This is a genomic window from Streptomyces sp. NPDC025618 (assembly GCF_055558795.1).
On sequence record NZ_JBVHLW010000020.1, the window covers coordinates 18134 to 33340 of the forward strand.

Below are 15207 nucleotides of genomic sequence, written 5' to 3' on the forward strand. Positions count from 1 at the left end.
TCCTCTCTACCCGCTCATGGTGCCAGCCGCCGTCCGCGGCGCAGGCAGCGCGTGGCCGCGTGCCGGGAACGGCGGTTGTGGCACGGGAGGGGCAGGAGGCGGCACTGCCTCACAGATACAGGTCGAGGGCTCTTTCGCCGTACGCGGCCTCGGTCATGGCCCGGGTGATGAGACGGAACTCGTTGTCGTCGACGGCGCGCAGAACCTGTCGCAGCGTCACACCGCACCGGCCCACGAGGGACGTGGCGCACTCCAGGACGGCGATCTCGCTCGTGGAGGCCGTGAGCGACCGCCGCACGTCGAACAGGCGCAGCCCGACCGCGGCCCAGTCGACGGCCGGGTGCGTGCCGGTGCGGTCGATGAGCGGCGGGCCCTCCGAGCGGGTCCTGTCCTCCTCGGCGAACCGTCGCAGCCAGTAGCCGTCGCGGTGGGCGCCCAGGAGACGGGTCGCCGCACGCTCCTCCCCGCCGGCCACGCCTCGCACCATGGCCTCGGCCAGCGCCATCCCGTCGCTGGTCACCCTCATCACCGTCTCCGCTCTCCCGACGACCGGGGCCGGTGCCGGCCCCGGCATCACTGTGCGGTGCCGGCGCCGCGGAGCCACGGCGCACACGCCGGGGGTCGCCCGGACAGCCCGGCGGCCCGCGCCCGCCCGGGCCGGGCCGGGCTACGGCTGGAAGCCGCCGTCCATCCAGTCCTTGAAGAGCTGGACGTCGGCGGCCGGCCAGGTGTTCTCGCCGCTGTCGGGCGGGGGCATCAGTTTGCCGGACAGCTGCTGGAACACCCGCTGGGCGTTCCCCGGGTCGGACATGTAGACGAAATCGTCGAGCGCGACGCCGAAGTCCCGCATGTGCTCGATGTCCATCGCGGTGAACAGGGGACGGATGTTCCGGGAGAAACTCACGGCCATGCGCTCAACTCCTGGATCGGCTCGACGCGTCGAGCGGAGGTGATGTCCATCTTGTGTGCTTCCACCCACAGTTGCCCGGCAACCGCCACCGGAGCGCGGTTCAGCACATCGTGTGCCATGTCCACTCGCGCGGACCGGCCCGGAGGTGACACCCCAGGAGCCCTCGCCGTATCGGCGGCATCCGACGCGCTGTCACACGGCGACCGAAATGGATACTACTGGGCGATCTGCGAAGCTTGTGGCGTGAATACTCGCTTCCGCTCGCTCGTCGCGTACTGGCCCGTCGTCGTTCCGCTCCTGGCCGCCCTCGTCCTGGCCCTGACCTGGGGGCGATCACTGTCGGCCGGGGCGGTGGCCCTGGTGAGCTGCTGTCTGGCCGGTGCGGTGCTCTCCGCCGTGCATCACGCGGAAGTGATCGCACACCGGGTGGGCGAGCCGTTCGGCTCGCTGGTGCTGGCCGTCGCGGTGACCGTCATCGAAGTGGCCCTCATCGTGACGCTGATGGCCGACGGCGGCGACAAGAGCAGCACACTGGCCCGCGACACCGTCTTCGCCGCCGTCATGATCACCTGCAACGGCATCGTGGGACTGTCGCTGCTGGTGGGCGCGCTCAGGCGGCGGGTCGCGGTGTTCAACGCGGAGGGCACCGGCGCGGCCTTCGGGACGGTGGCGACGCTGGCCGGGCTGAGCCTGGTCCTGCCGACGTTCACCACCAGCACCCCGGGGCCGCGGTTCTCCACGGCCCAGCTCGTCTTCGCCGCCCTCGCCGCGCTCCTGCTCTACGGCCTGTTCGTCACGACCCAGACCGTCCGGCACCGCGACTACTTCCTCCCGGTGACCGCCGGGGGCGAGGTCATCGACCACGACGACCACGCCGACCCGCCCTCCACCCGCACGGCCCTGACCAGCCTCGGCCTGCTCGCCGTCGCCCTGATCTCGGTGGTCGGCCTGGCCAAGGGCGTCTCCCCCACCATCGAGTCCGGCGTGGCCGCCGCCGGCCTGCCCGCCTCGGTCGTCGGCGTCGTCATCGCCCTGCTGGTCCTGCTCCCCGAGACGATCGCCGCCGTACGCGCGGCCCGCCGCGACCGTGTCCAGACCAGCCTCAACCTCGGCCTCGGCTCAGCCATGGCCAGCATCGGACTGACCATCCCCGCGGTCGCGGTGGCCTCGGTCTGGCTGGAGGGCCCGCTCGTGCTGGGCCTGGGCGCCACCCATATGGTGCTGCTCGCCCTCACCGTCGCCGTCGGCACCCTCACCGTGATCCCGGGCCGCGCCACCCCGCTCCAGGGCGGCGTGCACCTCTCCCTCCTCGCGGCCTATATCGTGCTCGCGGTCAGCCCGTAGCCGCGCGGCGCGCACGGGCCCCGTACACGCCGCCGCTCATCTGTTCCTTTGACCTGGGCCCCGACACAGGAGCATTATTCAACGTATGGCGAATACGCAGGGTCCCGCCCCGGGCCAGGCGCCCCCGGACGCCGTCGGCCCGGCCGTCCTGGCCCGGGGGCTGACCGTCGTCCGCGGCTCCCGGACCGTACTGGACGGCCTCGACTTCGACATCGCCCGCGGCCAGGTCACCGGACTCCTCGGGCCGTCCGGCTGCGGCAAGTCCACCCTCATGCGCTCCGTCGTCGGCACCCAGGCCAAGGTGACCGGCACCCTCACGGTCCTCGGCCGACCGGCCGGCAGCGCGTCCCTGCGCTCCCGCGTCGGATACGTCACGCAGGACCCGTCCGTCTACGACGACTTGACGGTCCGGCAGAATCTCGACTACTTCGCCACGGTCCTCACCCCCGGCCGCCCCGCCGCCCGGGGGCGCCGCGACAATGTCACGCGCGTCATCGAGGACGTCGGTCTCACCGGGCACGCCGACGCCCTCGCCGGCCGCCTCTCCGGCGGCCAGCGCACCCGGGTCTCCCTCGCGGTCGCCCTGCTCGGCACGCCCGAACTCCTCGTCCTGGACGAGCCGACCGTCGGCCTGGACCCCGTCCTGCGCCGCGACCTGTGGGCCCTCTTCGGCCGCCTCGCGGAGCGCGGCGTCACCCTCCTCGTCTCCTCCCACGTCATGGACGAGGCCGAGCGCTGCCGGAGGCTGCTGCTCATGCGGGAGGGGCGGATCCTCGCCGACGCGTCACCGGACGCGCTCCGGGCCCGTACGCGCTCGGCGACCGTCGAGGACGCCTTCCTCCGCCTCGTCGACGAGGCGCGGGCCCGGAGCGCGTCCCGCGAGCCGTCTGCCGACTCCCGTGAGGAGAGCGCCTGATGAACGCTTCCCGGACCCTGGCCACCGCCACCCGCGTACTGCGTCAGCTGCGCCACGACCCGCGCACCGTGGTGCTGCTGCTCGTCGTCCCGTGCGTGCTGATCGCCCTGCTGCGGTACGTCTTCGACGCCGACCCCGGGGTCTTCGACTCCACCGGCGCCTCCCTGCTCGGCATCTTCCCGCTGATCACGATGTTCCTGGTGACCTCGATCGCCACCCTGCGCGAGCGCACCTCCGGCACGCTGGAACGCCTGCTCGCCATGCCGCTCGGCAAGGGCGACCTCATCGGCGGCTACGCCCTCGCCTTCGGCCTGCTCTCCGTCCTGCAGTCCGCGCTCGCCACCGCCCTCTCGGTGTGGCTGCTCGGCCTGGACGTCACCGGGTCCCCCTGGCTGCTGCTCCTGGTCGCCCTGCTCGACGCGCTGCTCGGCACGGCCCTCGGCCTCTTCGTCTCGGCCTTCGCCGCCACCGAGTTCCAGGCGGTGCAGTTCATGCCGGCCGTGATCCTGCCCCAGCTGCTGCTGTGCGGGCTCTTCGCCCCGCGCGGCACGATGCAGCCGGTGCTGTCGGCCGTCTCCGACGTCCTGCCGATGTCCTACGCGGTCGACGCCATGGACCAGGTCGTCCACCACACCGCGCTCACCGCCGGCTTCGTCCGCGACATCGCCGTCGTCTCCGGCTGCGCCCTCCTCGTCCTCGCGCTCGGGGCCGCCACCCTCCGCCGCCGCACGGCCTGAGCCGCGCGCCGGTCAGTGCGGCGGGGCCGGAGGGAGGCGGTAGGTGGCGCAGGCGGCGGGCAGGCGCACGCCGGCCAGGCGCAGTTGGGTCACGCGGCTGTGGAAGGCCGCGCCGCGCAGCAGGTGGCCGGCGACGGTGGCCGCGTGGCGCTTCGCGGGATCGCCCAGTTCGCTGCCCGCGGTCCAGGCGTTGAACGCGCCCATGGCCGGGCCGCACCAGATCTGGAAGTGCCGGCGGTGCTCGGCCTCCCCCGCGACGGCCCAGCGCGATGCCATGGCGAGGTACCAGCGGAAGACCATCGCCATGCGGTACTTGGCGTCCCGCTGGGCCCGCTGATGCCCTTGCGGGTGGTGGGCCTTGAGGTAGTCGGCGGTGTCGTGCCAGACCAGCTCCAGCGGGCGGCGCAGCACGTGCCGCTCCAGGTGGTCGCGCTCGGCGGGCGGCAGGTCCTCCAGGCCGTCGTAGGCGCGGTAGGTGCGGTAGAGACGGTCGGCGTGGGTGGCGAACATCGTGCCCCGGGCGAGGACCTGCACGGTCACGCCCTGCTCGAACAGGTCGGCGGCGGGCGCCATCGTGCAGTCGGCCAGCCCCGCCGCGGCCAGCATCCTCTTCACCTCCACCGAGGTCGCGGCCTCGGTGGACGCCTGGTTGACCGAGCCGGTGACGACGTAGGAGGCGCCCAGCGTCAGCGCCGCGACCACCGCCTCGGGGGTGCCGATGCCGCCCGCAGCGCCGACCCGCACCCGGCCGGCGGGCGGATGCCCGCGGGCCAGCTGGTCGCGGAGGCGCACGATGGCGGGCAGCAGGACGGCCAGGGGGCGGCGGTCGGTGTGCCCGCCGGAATCGGCCTCGACGGTGAGGTCGTCGGCCATGGGGACCGACCGTGCCAGCCGGGCCTGTTCGGGAGTGATCAGACGGCGGGCCAGGAGGCCGGCGGTGAGGTCGTCGGGCGCCGGGCGCAGGAACAGCTCCGCCGTCTCCAGGCGAGAGATCTTGGCGACGATCCGGTGGCCGGCCCGTACCCCGGTGGTGCGGTCGGGGCTCAGCCCGGTGAGGCGGTAGCGCACGAGATCGGGCGTCAGCTGGACGAACGCGGACGCCTCGACGCAGCGCACGTCGTGGCGCAGGCAGGCGTCGACGCAGTCGCGTTCCTGTGCGGGCACCAGGGGATTGTGGATGAGGTTGCAGGCGTACGGTGTGCCGGTCGCGCCGAGGGTGTGCCGCAGCCGCCGCAGCGCCTGGTCGACGCGGTCCGCGGGCAGCCCGGCCGCGCCGAAGGACGCCAGGTGTCCGGCGCGGGCCAGCGCGGTGACGAAGTCCTCGCCGGAGATGCCGCCGGCCATCGAACCGGCCATATAGGCGTGGCGCACCCCGTGGTGGCGGCGGAACTCGGCGGAGCCGAGCTGTGCGGGGTGCTGGGGCGCGGCGGCCGCGAGGACGGTGACGGTGCCGCCCGGGGCGGGCTGCCGCGAGGTGGCGCCGATCCGGCCGCCGCCGCTGACGATGTAGCAGGGGCGGTCGAGGTCGGCCAGCACCTCGTGGACGCCGTCCGGCCCATACCGCACATCCGTCGGGGTCACCGGCCGCCCTCCCCGCTCTCCCTGAGGTCGAGTGCGATGTTGTCCACCCGATAGATGCGCAGGCCGTCGCGCCAGACGCTGCCGTCGGCCCGGAGGAGGAGCCGCTCGCCCTGGCGGCGGGCCTCGCGGATGTGCACTTCGCCGCGGACCCGTTGGTGCTCGCGCAGGATCTGGCCGCGGTAGGACCAGCGCAGCTCCTCCCCGACCGCGATGGAGCAGCGCGCCCGAGGCAGGCCCTCCAACAGGCCGGTGTGCAGGGCGAAGGCGTGCGCGGCCTGGTAGAGCATCTGCACTCCGGCGGAACCCGGCATCACCGGGTCCCGGAAGAAGTGGTGGTGGAAGTACCAGTCGTCGGGGCGCACCGGCTTGGCGCACAGGACGTAGCCGTTGCCGTGCTCACCGCCTGTGGGCACGAGGGTCACGTCCTCCAGGAACGCCAGCCGTCCGCGCCCCAGCCGGGCGTCCGCGCGCAGGTCCAGCCGGTGCGCGTCGACGGGTGCAGGCTGCCGGTCGAGCCACGGCGGGACGTGGGCACCGCCGTCGAGCCCCTGCTGTTCGGCCAGCAGTTCGGGGGTGAGGAAGCCGTGGACCGCCTCACCGGTGTAGAAGGTCTCGCCCCCGGCGCGCAGGGCGAAGTCGTAGCGGTGCATGATGCCGCCGGGGAGGCCGGCGTGCGAACGCAGGGTGACCTGCTGCTCGACGGTGGCGCCGCGCAGGTCGGTCTCGCGCAGCAGGCGGGCCGTGCCGTCGAGGTTGCGGCAGCTCAGGTCGCGGTCGGGGTAGGCGCCCGAGACGCCGAGCGTGCCGCTGAACAGACCCGCCGGCTGGAGCGCGATCTCCATGAGGGCCAGCTGCGGCATCGTGCCGCCGTTCTCCCGTATGTACCAGGGGTCTTCCGGCACGTCGTACTCGCTCGTCCCGCCGCTGCCGGGCAGATAGCGGCCCCACTCGCCTTCCACCCGCTGGATACGGTCCAGCATGCGCAGGTCGCCGCGGGGCAGCCGGGGGCGGACCGGGGCGGTGATCAGGGAGCCGGTGCCGGGCAGCCGGATCTCGCTGTGGTCTCCTTCGGCGAACGCGGCCGCGTGCAGCTCGTCGGCCCAGGCCCGCTGCCCGTTCACACTCCTGCGGTAGCTGCGCCGGCAGGGGTCCAACAGGTCGACTCCCGGCCTCTCGTGGAGCGCGAGGCCCACGTCGCGCAGCCGGGCCAGCGGCCGGCCGTCCGAGGCGACGTGGCAGTCGGCGATCACGTGGGGCCGCGGCAGCATGCCGATCGCGGAGATCTCGACGTCCAGACACAGCGCGGCCGGACCGGGGGCCGGGGCGCCGGACATCTCGACCAGGGCCGGGCGGCCGGTCAGCGGATCCGGACGCGCGCCGGGCACGCAGAGGTGGAGGCCCTGGTGGAAGGCGTACACGCGCAGGGCTTCCATGGCCATCGCGAGGAGGTGCGGCCACGGTGGTCCGTCGGTGGGCAGCCGCGCGGTGGCGCGCAGGGAGCCCTGGGCGTGGCGGCCGCCTCGGGGGTCGATGGTGGTGACGGAGTCCAGTGTCCGGGCGGGCCAGGGGGCGGGAAGCGCTTCGGGCGGCTGGTCCCGCTGGTCGAAGGCGGGGCCGAGGACGGCCGCGAAGTCGCCCGCGGCGAGGGCGTCCAGGCCGGCCGAGGTCAGGCTGTCCACCGTGGTGCGTGCCAGGGGCCGGGGTTCGGGCGGGTGGCGGGGCGGCTCGCGCCGCGGCCACGGGTCGCCCGGCGCGGTAGCGACATCGGCGACGGCCTCGTCCGCGGCGAGGACTTCCCACCGGTCGCCCTGCCTCTGGACGCGCAAAGCGGCGGCGACCTGCGAGGGCCGGCGGTGCCAGGTCACGGTGAGGCTGGTACGGGCCGGGTCCGCGCCGGCCGTGCCGAGCGCCGCGGCGGTGTACAGGACATCGGTGACCCCGGGGGCGGCCGGCGGGAGCCGGGGCGGTGGCGTCGCGGCGTACGTCCCGGCCTTCGCCAACTGCCAGACAGTGACGGCGTGCACGGCCTGGAGCACGGAGGCGTGTGCCTGCTGTACGCACCGGGCCAGGCGCACCGCGAGCGCCGCGGGCGCTTTCGCCCCCTCGGCCCCGGCGGTGCCGGCCGCGGCGGGTTCCGGGAGGGGTACGCCCTCGAAGGTGAGCTCGTCCACGGCCGCTCCCTCGCTCAGTCCTGGCCGCGCGGGGAGAGCCCGCCGATGAGGACGGCCGGGTCGAGCCACAACGCGCGCACGTCGCTCCACCGTTGGTGGACCCGCCCGTCGGGCGCGCAAGCCGTGAGCGTGCCCCGGGAGAGGAGTTCCGTGGTGTTGTCCTCGAAGTCGGCCGTGATGACGAACGCCTCGTCGTCGGGGAGCGGGGTGAACAGCTCCAGCCGCCCGACGGACACGGGGACGGGGATGGTGTCGCCGTCCCCGAGTGCCAGCAGGTCCAGGAGCGCGGTCTGCAGCAGCAGGTCGGCCAGTGCCGGGCTGAACAGCCGTCCCGCGTAGGCGCCCTTGGCCAGGTCCGGGTCGGGCATCCGCGCGGCCACCACGAGGTGGCCCGGCCGTTCTTCGAGGACGTTGCGCAGTCCCGCCAGGGACGGCCCGTGGAAGAGGCGGCCGTCGGTGTATCCGGGGTGCGGCTCGTCGGAGAGCGTGAACGGCGGCAGGTCCGTACGGGGTGCCTCGCCGGTCTCGTCGGTCAGCAGGAACGTGCCCTCGTAGTGCAGCCTTTCGCCGGGTCCGGTGTCGTGGACCGTCACGTGGGTGCTCGCCGGCCCCGGCCCGGCTTCGGGCGCCAGGCGCACCCGGAAGCGGCGCCGGGGGCGCTCGTCGGGGAAGGAGAGTCCGTGGGCGATGCGGAAGTCGCGGCACTCGTGGACCGTCCGGCTGCCTCCGTGGGCGGCTTCGAGGGTGTGCACGGCCCAGCCCACGGCGGCCGTCATCGGCAGGACCGGCACGCCGCGGAAGCTGTGGTCGCACAGCACCGGCTCGGACCCGAGCCCGGTCAGCTCGCGGTACGCGGTCACTCCGGCGGCGGGGGGTGCGTCGATCCTCTCGTAGAGGGGGGTGGCCGGGCCGACGGAGGCGACTCCCCGGCGGTCCCCGTCCGGTGCCATCAGGGCGCGGAAGTGCGCGCCGCCCTCCTCGCGGGAGAGCACCGGCACCCCGGCGTCGGTGAACACCTGTCGCACGGCGGCCGCCATCCCCCCGGTCCAGGGCCCCCAGGTGAGGGGCAGGACGCGGCATCCGGGGTGGGCGGCCTGGAAGGCGCAGCCGAAGCGGTTCAGCCCTTCGTTGGCCAAGGCGTAGTCGCTCTGCCGCAGGTTGCCCCAGAGGCCGGCGACCGAGGAGAAGAGCACCAGGTGCCGCAGCCGTGCCGTGTCGAGCGCGGCCAGCACGTGGTGCAGGCCGGCGAGTTTGGTGTCCACCACGGCGGCGACCGAGTCCGCGGTCGCCTCCGCCAGCGGCCGGTCGCGCAGGACTCCGGCGCCGTGCAGGACGCCGGTGACGCGTCCCCTGTGGGGTGCCAGGGCCGCGGTCACCGCCGCCGCGTCGCGGACGTCCGCGGCCACGTAATGGGCTTCGACGCCGCGGGAGTGCAGCGTGGCGAGCAGGTCCCGGATCTCCCGCTGCTGCCGGAGCCGCCGGGCGGTCCGCTCGACGCGGGTGCGTACGGGTTCCGCGCCGGGGTCCTCCCCCGCTTCGCGCGCTCGTGCTTCCAGGGTGGCGCGCAGTTCCTCGGGGCTGTCGATCCCGGTGGCCCAGGCCGGTTCCTCCGCCAGCCGTGTGCGGCCGAGCAGCAGATAGCCGCAGCGGTGTTCGCGGGCCAGTGCCTCCACGCACCAGGCCGTGATGCCGCGGGCGCCTCCGGTGACCAGCAGCAGGTCGTCCTCGGCGAGCCGCACGTCCTCCGCGGGGGCGGGGGACGGGCCCCAGGGGGTGGCGGACAGCTCGGGCGCGCGGCGTCCCCGGGCGTCCACGCCGACCTCGCGCAGGCCGGTGGCCACGTCCGCGATCTCGGCCAGGAACGCCGAGCCGAGCCGGTCGGCCGGCAGCTCCGGTGCGAAGTCCAGCGCGCGGCAGAAGAGCGTCGTCGCCTCCAGGGCCACGGCCTTGACGAGGCCACCGAGCCCGCCGGCGAGGGCCGCCGCCGTGTCCCCGCCGCTCCCGGCGTAGCCGAGCGCGCCGTCGAGCCGGGTGACGGTGACCAGGCCGCCGCGGCTGTCCGCCCCGGTCGCCGTCTCCAGGGCCGGGCGCACATGCTTGGCCACGAGGACCGCGTGGCGCAGACGGGCGATGACCTGCTCCGCTTCCGCGTCGCCGCGGCTGACCGGGAGCACGCACAGGTCGAGTCGTGGCTTCCCGGCCAGGAGTTCGGCGAGGTGTGCGGCGACCGTCTCCTCCGCCCGGTCCTCCAGCTGCCGGACGTCCGTACCGCCCTCGGCCGCGGGCGGACACAGGCGGAGGACCTCCCAGCCCTGACCGGCCAGCGCCCCGGCCAGGACGGCGGGCAGTTCGCCCCCGTCGTCGAGGAGCAGGGCTCGTGGCCGGTCCGCGTAGGCGCCGTCGCGCACATCGGCCGCGGGCAGCTCCCGGAGGGTGACGAAGGTGAGCCGGGCGGGGCCTCCCCCGGCGCTGATCCGCAGCTGCGGCTTCGGGTCGGTGAGCGATTCACGGAGCAGCTCGGTCAGTTCACGGATGGTCTTGGCCTCGCTGAAGCGGTACAGCTCGCTGCGCGCGATCACCGGATAGCGGTGCCACATCTCCGCGCCGATCTCCACCTGTTTCAAGGAGTCGATGCCCAGGTCCGCCTGGATGTACATATCGGGTTCGATCATGTCGAGGTCGTAGCCGGTCTTCTCGGCGATCACGGCACGGAACTCCCGCTCCAGCTCCTCGAGGTCGACCTCACTGATGTCCACCGGGGCGGGGGCATCCACGAGCAGGCCGCTCTTCTGGGCTTCCCACAGCTCCGCCAGCGCCGACCTGTCCGGCGCAGGCTCGTGCTCGGGTGCCGACGGGCCGCCCTGATGCGGCAGTCGCGCGGGTGCGTCCGGCTCCGGCGGCGGGCCGACGGCCTCCGCGGCCCCGGCCGGCCGGTCCTGGGGCAGCCGGAGCAGCTCGGTGACGACTTCCCCGGCCCGGGCATGCGCTTGCCCCATCGCCAGGCTGAGCTCGGTCACCTCGTTCACCGCGGCCGCGAGCGAGTCGTCCACGCGCCCGTCGGAGGCGCCGTCGCGCAGCAGCTCGGTCAGCTGCTCGGCCGTACGGACCTGGTTGTCGAGGTAGCGGGTGTGCGCGGTCAGGAACTCCGTCGTGGCACGGGTGAGCGGATCGCTCCGCTCGTCGGGAAGTTCCCGGTTCTTCCGGGGAGTCGCCCGGTCGGCGGCCGACGCCGCCTCGGCGAGCAGCCTCTCGTGCGCCGGGCGCCGCTTCTCCACCGCGAACAGCGGGCCTTCCAGGGACCGGGCCGCCTTGGAGGGCGTACGGGGCTCGGGCGGCGGCGGGGCGTCGTAGCGGTTGATCCCCGTGAGCGGCAGCCCGGCGACGGCCAGGCGTACCGCTGCCTGCTTCAGCGCCACGTCGCTGTCGGACCCGGCGCCCGCGTCGCAGGCGACCACCTCCGCCTCACGCCCGCCCAGGACCCTGCCGACCAGCTGGGTCAGCGTCCGGCCGGGGCCGAACTCGACGAAGACGCGGACGCCGTCGGCGTACATCTCCTCCACGCGGGCGGCGAAGTCCACCGGACTGAGCAACTGCCGGACCAGGGTGCAGCGGTTGGCCTCCGCGTCGTCGCCGTAGACCGCGCCGGCGGTGTCGGCGTAGACATGTGTCACCGGAGCGGAGAAGGCCGCCTGGGCGCAGGCCGTCTCGAACGCCTCCGCGGCGTGCCGCACATGGGAGGTGTGGAAGGCGGCGGCGACGGACAGCTCCCGTGCCTGCGCGCCGCGCGCGGCACACCGCTCCGCGAAGCGCCGTACGGCCGCGGTGGGCCCACCCACCACATGTTCGTCCGGGGCGTTGCGGTTGCACACGACGAGCTCAGGGAACTCCGCCAGCAGCTCGGCCAGCACGTCCTGGCCGGTGCGCACCGCGGCCATCGCGCCGGGGTCGGCCTCCTGGCCCGGTGGCTGTTCCATCGCCAGGCCGCGGGCGCGTGCCAGGGTGGTGAACGCGGCGTCGTCCAGGACGCCGGCCGCCCACAGCGCGCTCAGCTCCCCGAAGCTGTGGCCGAGCAGCCCGTCCGGGGCGAGCCCGAGCTCCCGCAGATACCGGTACTGGCCCATGGACAGGGCGCCGATGGCCGACTGCGCGTACGCGGTGCGGCGCAGCCGTTCGCAGCGCGTCGCCGCGTCGCTGGTGCCCGGTGGCGGGAAGACCGCCGCGGCCAGGCTGTCGTCGTACGGGAAGAGGGCGTTGGCGGCGTCGAACGCGGCACGCACCGGGGGTACGGCGAGGGCGGCGCGCAGCCCCATGCCGACGTACTGGCTGCCCTGGCCGGCGAACAGCGCGCCCACCTTGGCCTCCGGTGCCAGGGGCCGGCCGCGGTAGTGCACACCGGAGGGATGGCTCCAGCTCTCCGCTCCCCCGTTGTCGCGCAGCCGGCCGACGGCGAGGGCCAGCAGTCGCTCGTACCGCTCCGGGCCGGTGTCGACGAAGCCCACGCGCACGTGCCCGGGCGGCACCGGCCCCTGCTGGGGAGCGGCGCCGCCTTCCAGCATTCGCCGCAGTTCGCGGGGGTCCGGCGCGTGCCACAGACAGGCGCGCGCCGTGCGGTGCGCCACGGTCTCCCGTCGCTCCGCGCCGGCGGGGTGTTCTTCGAGGACCGCGTGGTAGTTGACCCCGCCGAAGCCGAAGGCCGACACACCGGCGCGGCGTACCGTCCGGGAGGGACCGAGGACCCAGGGGCGGGCGGTGGTGCTGACGTAGAGGGCGCTGCCGGGGCTGGTCGTCCGCGGGTGGGGGGTGGTCACGTTGGCCGTGGGCGGCAGCACCTTGTGGTGCAGCGCCAGCGCCGCCTTGATCAGTCCGGCCGCGCCCGCCGCCGCCTTGGTGTGGCCGATCTGCGACTTCACGCTGCCGACGGCCACATGCGGGTGTTCCCCGGCGGGTGACAGGAGCTCGTCGAGGGCGGACAGCTCGACCTCGTCACCCGCCTTGGTGCCCGTGCCGTGCGCCTCGACCAGCTCGACCGACGCCGGTGGGCAGTCGGCGTCCTCGTAGGCGCGGCGCAGGGCGCGCAGCTGTCCCGCGCCGCACGGGGCGTAGATGCTCTGCGCGCTGCCGTCGCTGGAGCTGCCGAGTCCCTTGAGCACCGCGTAGACGCGGTCGCCGTCGCGCTCGGCGTCCGCGAGCCGCTTGAGGGCCAGCATGCCGACGCCCTCGCCCACCAGGGTGCCGTCCGCGTCCACGTCGAAGGGCCGGGCACGGCCGGTCGGCGAGAGCGCCGGGGTCTTGCTGAAGCACATGAACGACACGATCGAGTTGTCCGCGTCGCACCCACCGGTGAGCATCAGGTCGGCGCGGCGGCTGACGAGTTCGTCGACGGCCGACCGCACCGCGGCGAGCGAGCTGGCGCAGGCGGCGTCCACGGTGTGGTTGGCGGCGCCCAGGTTCAGCCGGTTGGCGATCCGCCCGGAGACGACGTTGCCGAGAATGCCCGGGAAGGAGTCCTCGGTCCACGGCGGCATGGCCGCCATGCTCACCCGGACGATCTCCGCGGCCTTCCCCTCCGGCACCCCGCAGCCGATCATGCTCTTCATCAGCTCCGGCGCCAGCAGCCGGGCGGCGAGCGGGATCAGCGTGCTGTTGGAGCCGCACACGCCCAGGACCACTCCGGTGCGGGCCGGGTCGTACCAGCGCTCCCTTCCCTGGCCGGCGTCGCGCAGGGTCTCCTTGGCGACGACGAGGGCGAGCAGTTGCACCAGGCCGGTGGAGTCCACCGTCTTGGGCGGCATCGCGAACTCCACCGGGTCGAAGACCTCCGGCGTCAGGAATCCGCCGCGCCGGCAGTACGTCTTGTCCTCGGCGAACGGATCCGGGTCGTAGTGGTCGTCGAGCCTCCACCAGCTCCGCGGCACCTCGTCCGAGCAGTCCCGCGCGGTGACGATGTTGTCCCAGAACTCACGGACATCCGCCGCTTTGGGGAACTTGCCCGCCAGGCCCACGATCGCGACGGGGTCACGGGCGAGGCGGCGGTCGTTGTCGTGGGAATCCGAGACATCCATCTGCACGGTCACCTCGATCGTTGCGCGAGCGGAGCCCGGCGGCGGGCCCCTCCGGTCCGCCCTTCCGGGCGGAGCGTGTCCGCGTCGCTGTCGCATAAGTGACCTTCACTGTCGCAACCCCGCGCAAACCGCACCGGGCCCGGGTGAGGATTCACCGGCGGGGCGCACAAGGGGCAACCGGCACATTCGTCACCCGCGTGGAACGCGCCGCGAAAACAGTTCGATTGGACCGGAAAGAGCGCCGGCGCTCCCGTGCGGCGCACGACTGCCCGAGCCGCCCGCAGGGCAGGCGGGGCGCTCAGCGCGGGCCGTGATCGGTGATCGCGAGGAAGTCCCGGATGTCCTCGACCAATTGCCAGGCCATGTCCTCCAGCACATAGTGCCCGGCGTACGGATAGAGGTGCAGCGCGGCCCCCGGCAGACGCCGCGTCCACTCCGCGAGGACCAGGTCGTCGTAGAGGGGATCACGCATCCCCCAGCCCAGGAACACCGGCACCTGGGTGAAGCACAGCAGGGCCTCGCCCAGGCGCTGGGCGTGCGGCCAGCCGGGGTCGGCAGGGCTCAGCGGAATGTCCTGGGCGACGCGCACCAGCGTCGAGCGGTCGCGCTGCCTGCGGTACGGGGCGGCGTAGGCGGCGCGCACCGCGGGCGGCAAGGGCCGGCACACGCCCCCGGACAGGGCCATGTGGACAACGGCGTTGGAGGCGTGGGCGATGCGGCCCACGGACCGCTGCCGCAGGGCGAGCAGGCTGCGGGGCGGCCGGTATCCGGGCGGCCAGGGGAACGCCGCGGAGTTCAGCACGACGAGACGGTCGACGACGCCCGGGTGCAGATGGGCCCACCACAGGGCCACGGGGCAGCCCCAGTCGTGCACCACGAGCGTCCAGCCGCGGGCGGGTGCCCGCCGCGCGGCGACGAGGTGTTCGACCAGCCGCCCCAGGTCCGCCGCGCGGCTCTCGGCGAGCCGGGCGCCGGGCAGGTCGCGGGCCCGGTCCGACAGGCCCATGCCCAGGTGGTCCGGGGCGATGCAGCGGTACCGCCCGCGCAGGCCGAGGACGAGCCTGCGCCACATATAGCTCCAGGTGGGATTGCCGTGCACCATCAGCACGGGCTTGCCCTCGCCCTCGTCCACGTAGTGCTGGTGCGCGGCACCGTGGTCGAACCAGCGCCCCTGGAAGGGGTAGTCGGGAAAGCGCCGCGCCTGTTCGGCGGACAGCGGCGGCTCGGGACTCATGATGCGCACCGGTGCCACGGCATGGGAGGTCCCCGTCCTGTCGATGCGACGGCCGGTCGAGGAAGACACGGGACGTGGCCTGTCAGTGCGGCCTGTCACGACGGCCTGTCATGCGGGAGGAAGCCGGGAGAGCGGACCGATAAGAGGGGTTGTGCGCAGAGTAGGGAAGCGGGCGTACTCGAGTAAAGGGGGCGATCGGCGCATGGGGGCGTGCGACGGGGCGGCCCGGGGGGGCGGGCAGGTCCTCGTGCG

Annotated in this window: 9 protein-coding genes; 3 read left to right on the top strand and 6 right to left on the bottom strand. The window is 74.1% G+C overall.

Annotated elements, in window-relative coordinates; genetic code table 11:
* Positions 1–109: 109 nt before the first annotated feature.
* Both ACZ4A5_RS18355 and ACZ4A5_RS18360 read right to left on the bottom strand, forming a co-directional pair.
* Positions 110–526 carry a hypothetical protein gene (locus ACZ4A5_RS18355; protein ID WP_467584516.1) on the bottom strand — a complete coding sequence of 139 codons (417 nt, stop codon included), beginning with the start codon at positions 524–526 and terminating at the stop codon, positions 110–112.
* A gap of 141 nt (positions 527–667) precedes the next feature.
* Positions 668–910, bottom strand: a complete 243-nt coding sequence (locus ACZ4A5_RS18360) for a hypothetical protein (RefSeq protein ID WP_467584519.1) — start codon at positions 908–910, stop codon at positions 668–670.
* Between the two features lie 243 nt (positions 911–1153).
* Between ACZ4A5_RS18360 and ACZ4A5_RS18365 the strand changes: the two genes are divergently transcribed.
* From ACZ4A5_RS18365 to ACZ4A5_RS18375, 3 genes are all read left to right on the top strand, one after another.
* A complete protein-coding gene (locus ACZ4A5_RS18365) occupies positions 1154–2254 on the top strand; it encodes a calcium:cation antiporter (RefSeq protein ID WP_467584522.1) in 1101 nt (366 codons plus the stop codon).
* 85 nt (positions 2255–2339) lie between these two features.
* Complete coding sequence (locus ACZ4A5_RS18370; RefSeq protein ID WP_467584526.1) at positions 2340–3170, top strand: ABC transporter ATP-binding protein; 831 nt, start codon at positions 2340–2342, stop codon at positions 3168–3170.
* Positions 3170–3907, top strand: coding sequence for an ABC transporter permease (locus tag ACZ4A5_RS18375; protein ID WP_467584529.1), 738 nt, complete (start codon positions 3170–3172; stop codon positions 3905–3907). The genes ACZ4A5_RS18370 and ACZ4A5_RS18375 overlap by 1 nt, the downstream gene beginning before the upstream one ends.
* Positions 3908–3919: 12 nt before the next feature.
* Here the strand turns inward: ACZ4A5_RS18375 and ACZ4A5_RS18380 are convergent, their stop codons facing one another.
* From ACZ4A5_RS18380 to ACZ4A5_RS18395, 4 genes are all read right to left on the bottom strand, one after another.
* Positions 3920–5488, bottom strand: a complete 1569-nt coding sequence (locus ACZ4A5_RS18380) for a PfaD family polyunsaturated fatty acid/polyketide biosynthesis protein (RefSeq protein WP_467584532.1) — start codon at positions 5486–5488, stop codon at positions 3920–3922.
* Positions 5485–7659, bottom strand: a complete 2175-nt coding sequence (locus ACZ4A5_RS18385; RefSeq protein ID WP_467584535.1) for a 3-hydroxyacyl-ACP dehydratase — start codon at positions 7657–7659, stop codon at positions 5485–5487. The genes ACZ4A5_RS18380 and ACZ4A5_RS18385 overlap by 4 nt, the downstream gene beginning before the upstream one ends.
* Positions 7660–7673: 14 nt before the next feature.
* Positions 7674–13721: an SDR family NAD(P)-dependent oxidoreductase gene (locus ACZ4A5_RS18390; protein WP_467584538.1), complete on the bottom strand. Its 6048-nt coding sequence runs from the start codon at positions 13719–13721 to the stop codon at positions 7674–7676.
* 298 nt (positions 13722–14019) lie between these two features.
* Entirely contained in the window at positions 14020–14955 is a 936-nt protein-coding gene (locus tag ACZ4A5_RS18395) for an alpha/beta fold hydrolase (protein WP_467584540.1), read from the bottom strand.
* Positions 14956–15207: the final 252 nt, after the last annotated feature.

Excerpts from the sequence above, each read along its gene's own strand:
- ACZ4A5_RS18390 (WP_467584538.1), bottom strand. The coding sequence starts at position 13,721 with ATGGATGTCTCGGATTCCCACGACAACGACCGCCGCCTCGCCCGTGAC.
- ACZ4A5_RS18360 (WP_467584519.1), bottom strand. The coding sequence starts at position 910 with ATGGCCGTGAGTTTCTCCCGGAACATCCGTCCCCTGTTCACCGCGATG.
- ACZ4A5_RS18370 (WP_467584526.1), top strand. The coding sequence starts at position 2,340 with ATGGCGAATACGCAGGGTCCCGCCCCGGGCCAGGCGCCCCCGGACGCC.
- ACZ4A5_RS18355 (WP_467584516.1), bottom strand. The coding sequence starts at position 526 with ATGAGGGTGACCAGCGACGGGATGGCGCTGGCCGAGGCCATGGTGCGA.
- ACZ4A5_RS18395 (WP_467584540.1), bottom strand. The coding sequence starts at position 14,955 with ATGAGTCCCGAGCCGCCGCTGTCCGCCGAACAGGCGCGGCGCTTTCCC.
- ACZ4A5_RS18375 (WP_467584529.1), top strand. The coding sequence starts at position 3,170 with ATGAACGCTTCCCGGACCCTGGCCACCGCCACCCGCGTACTGCGTCAG.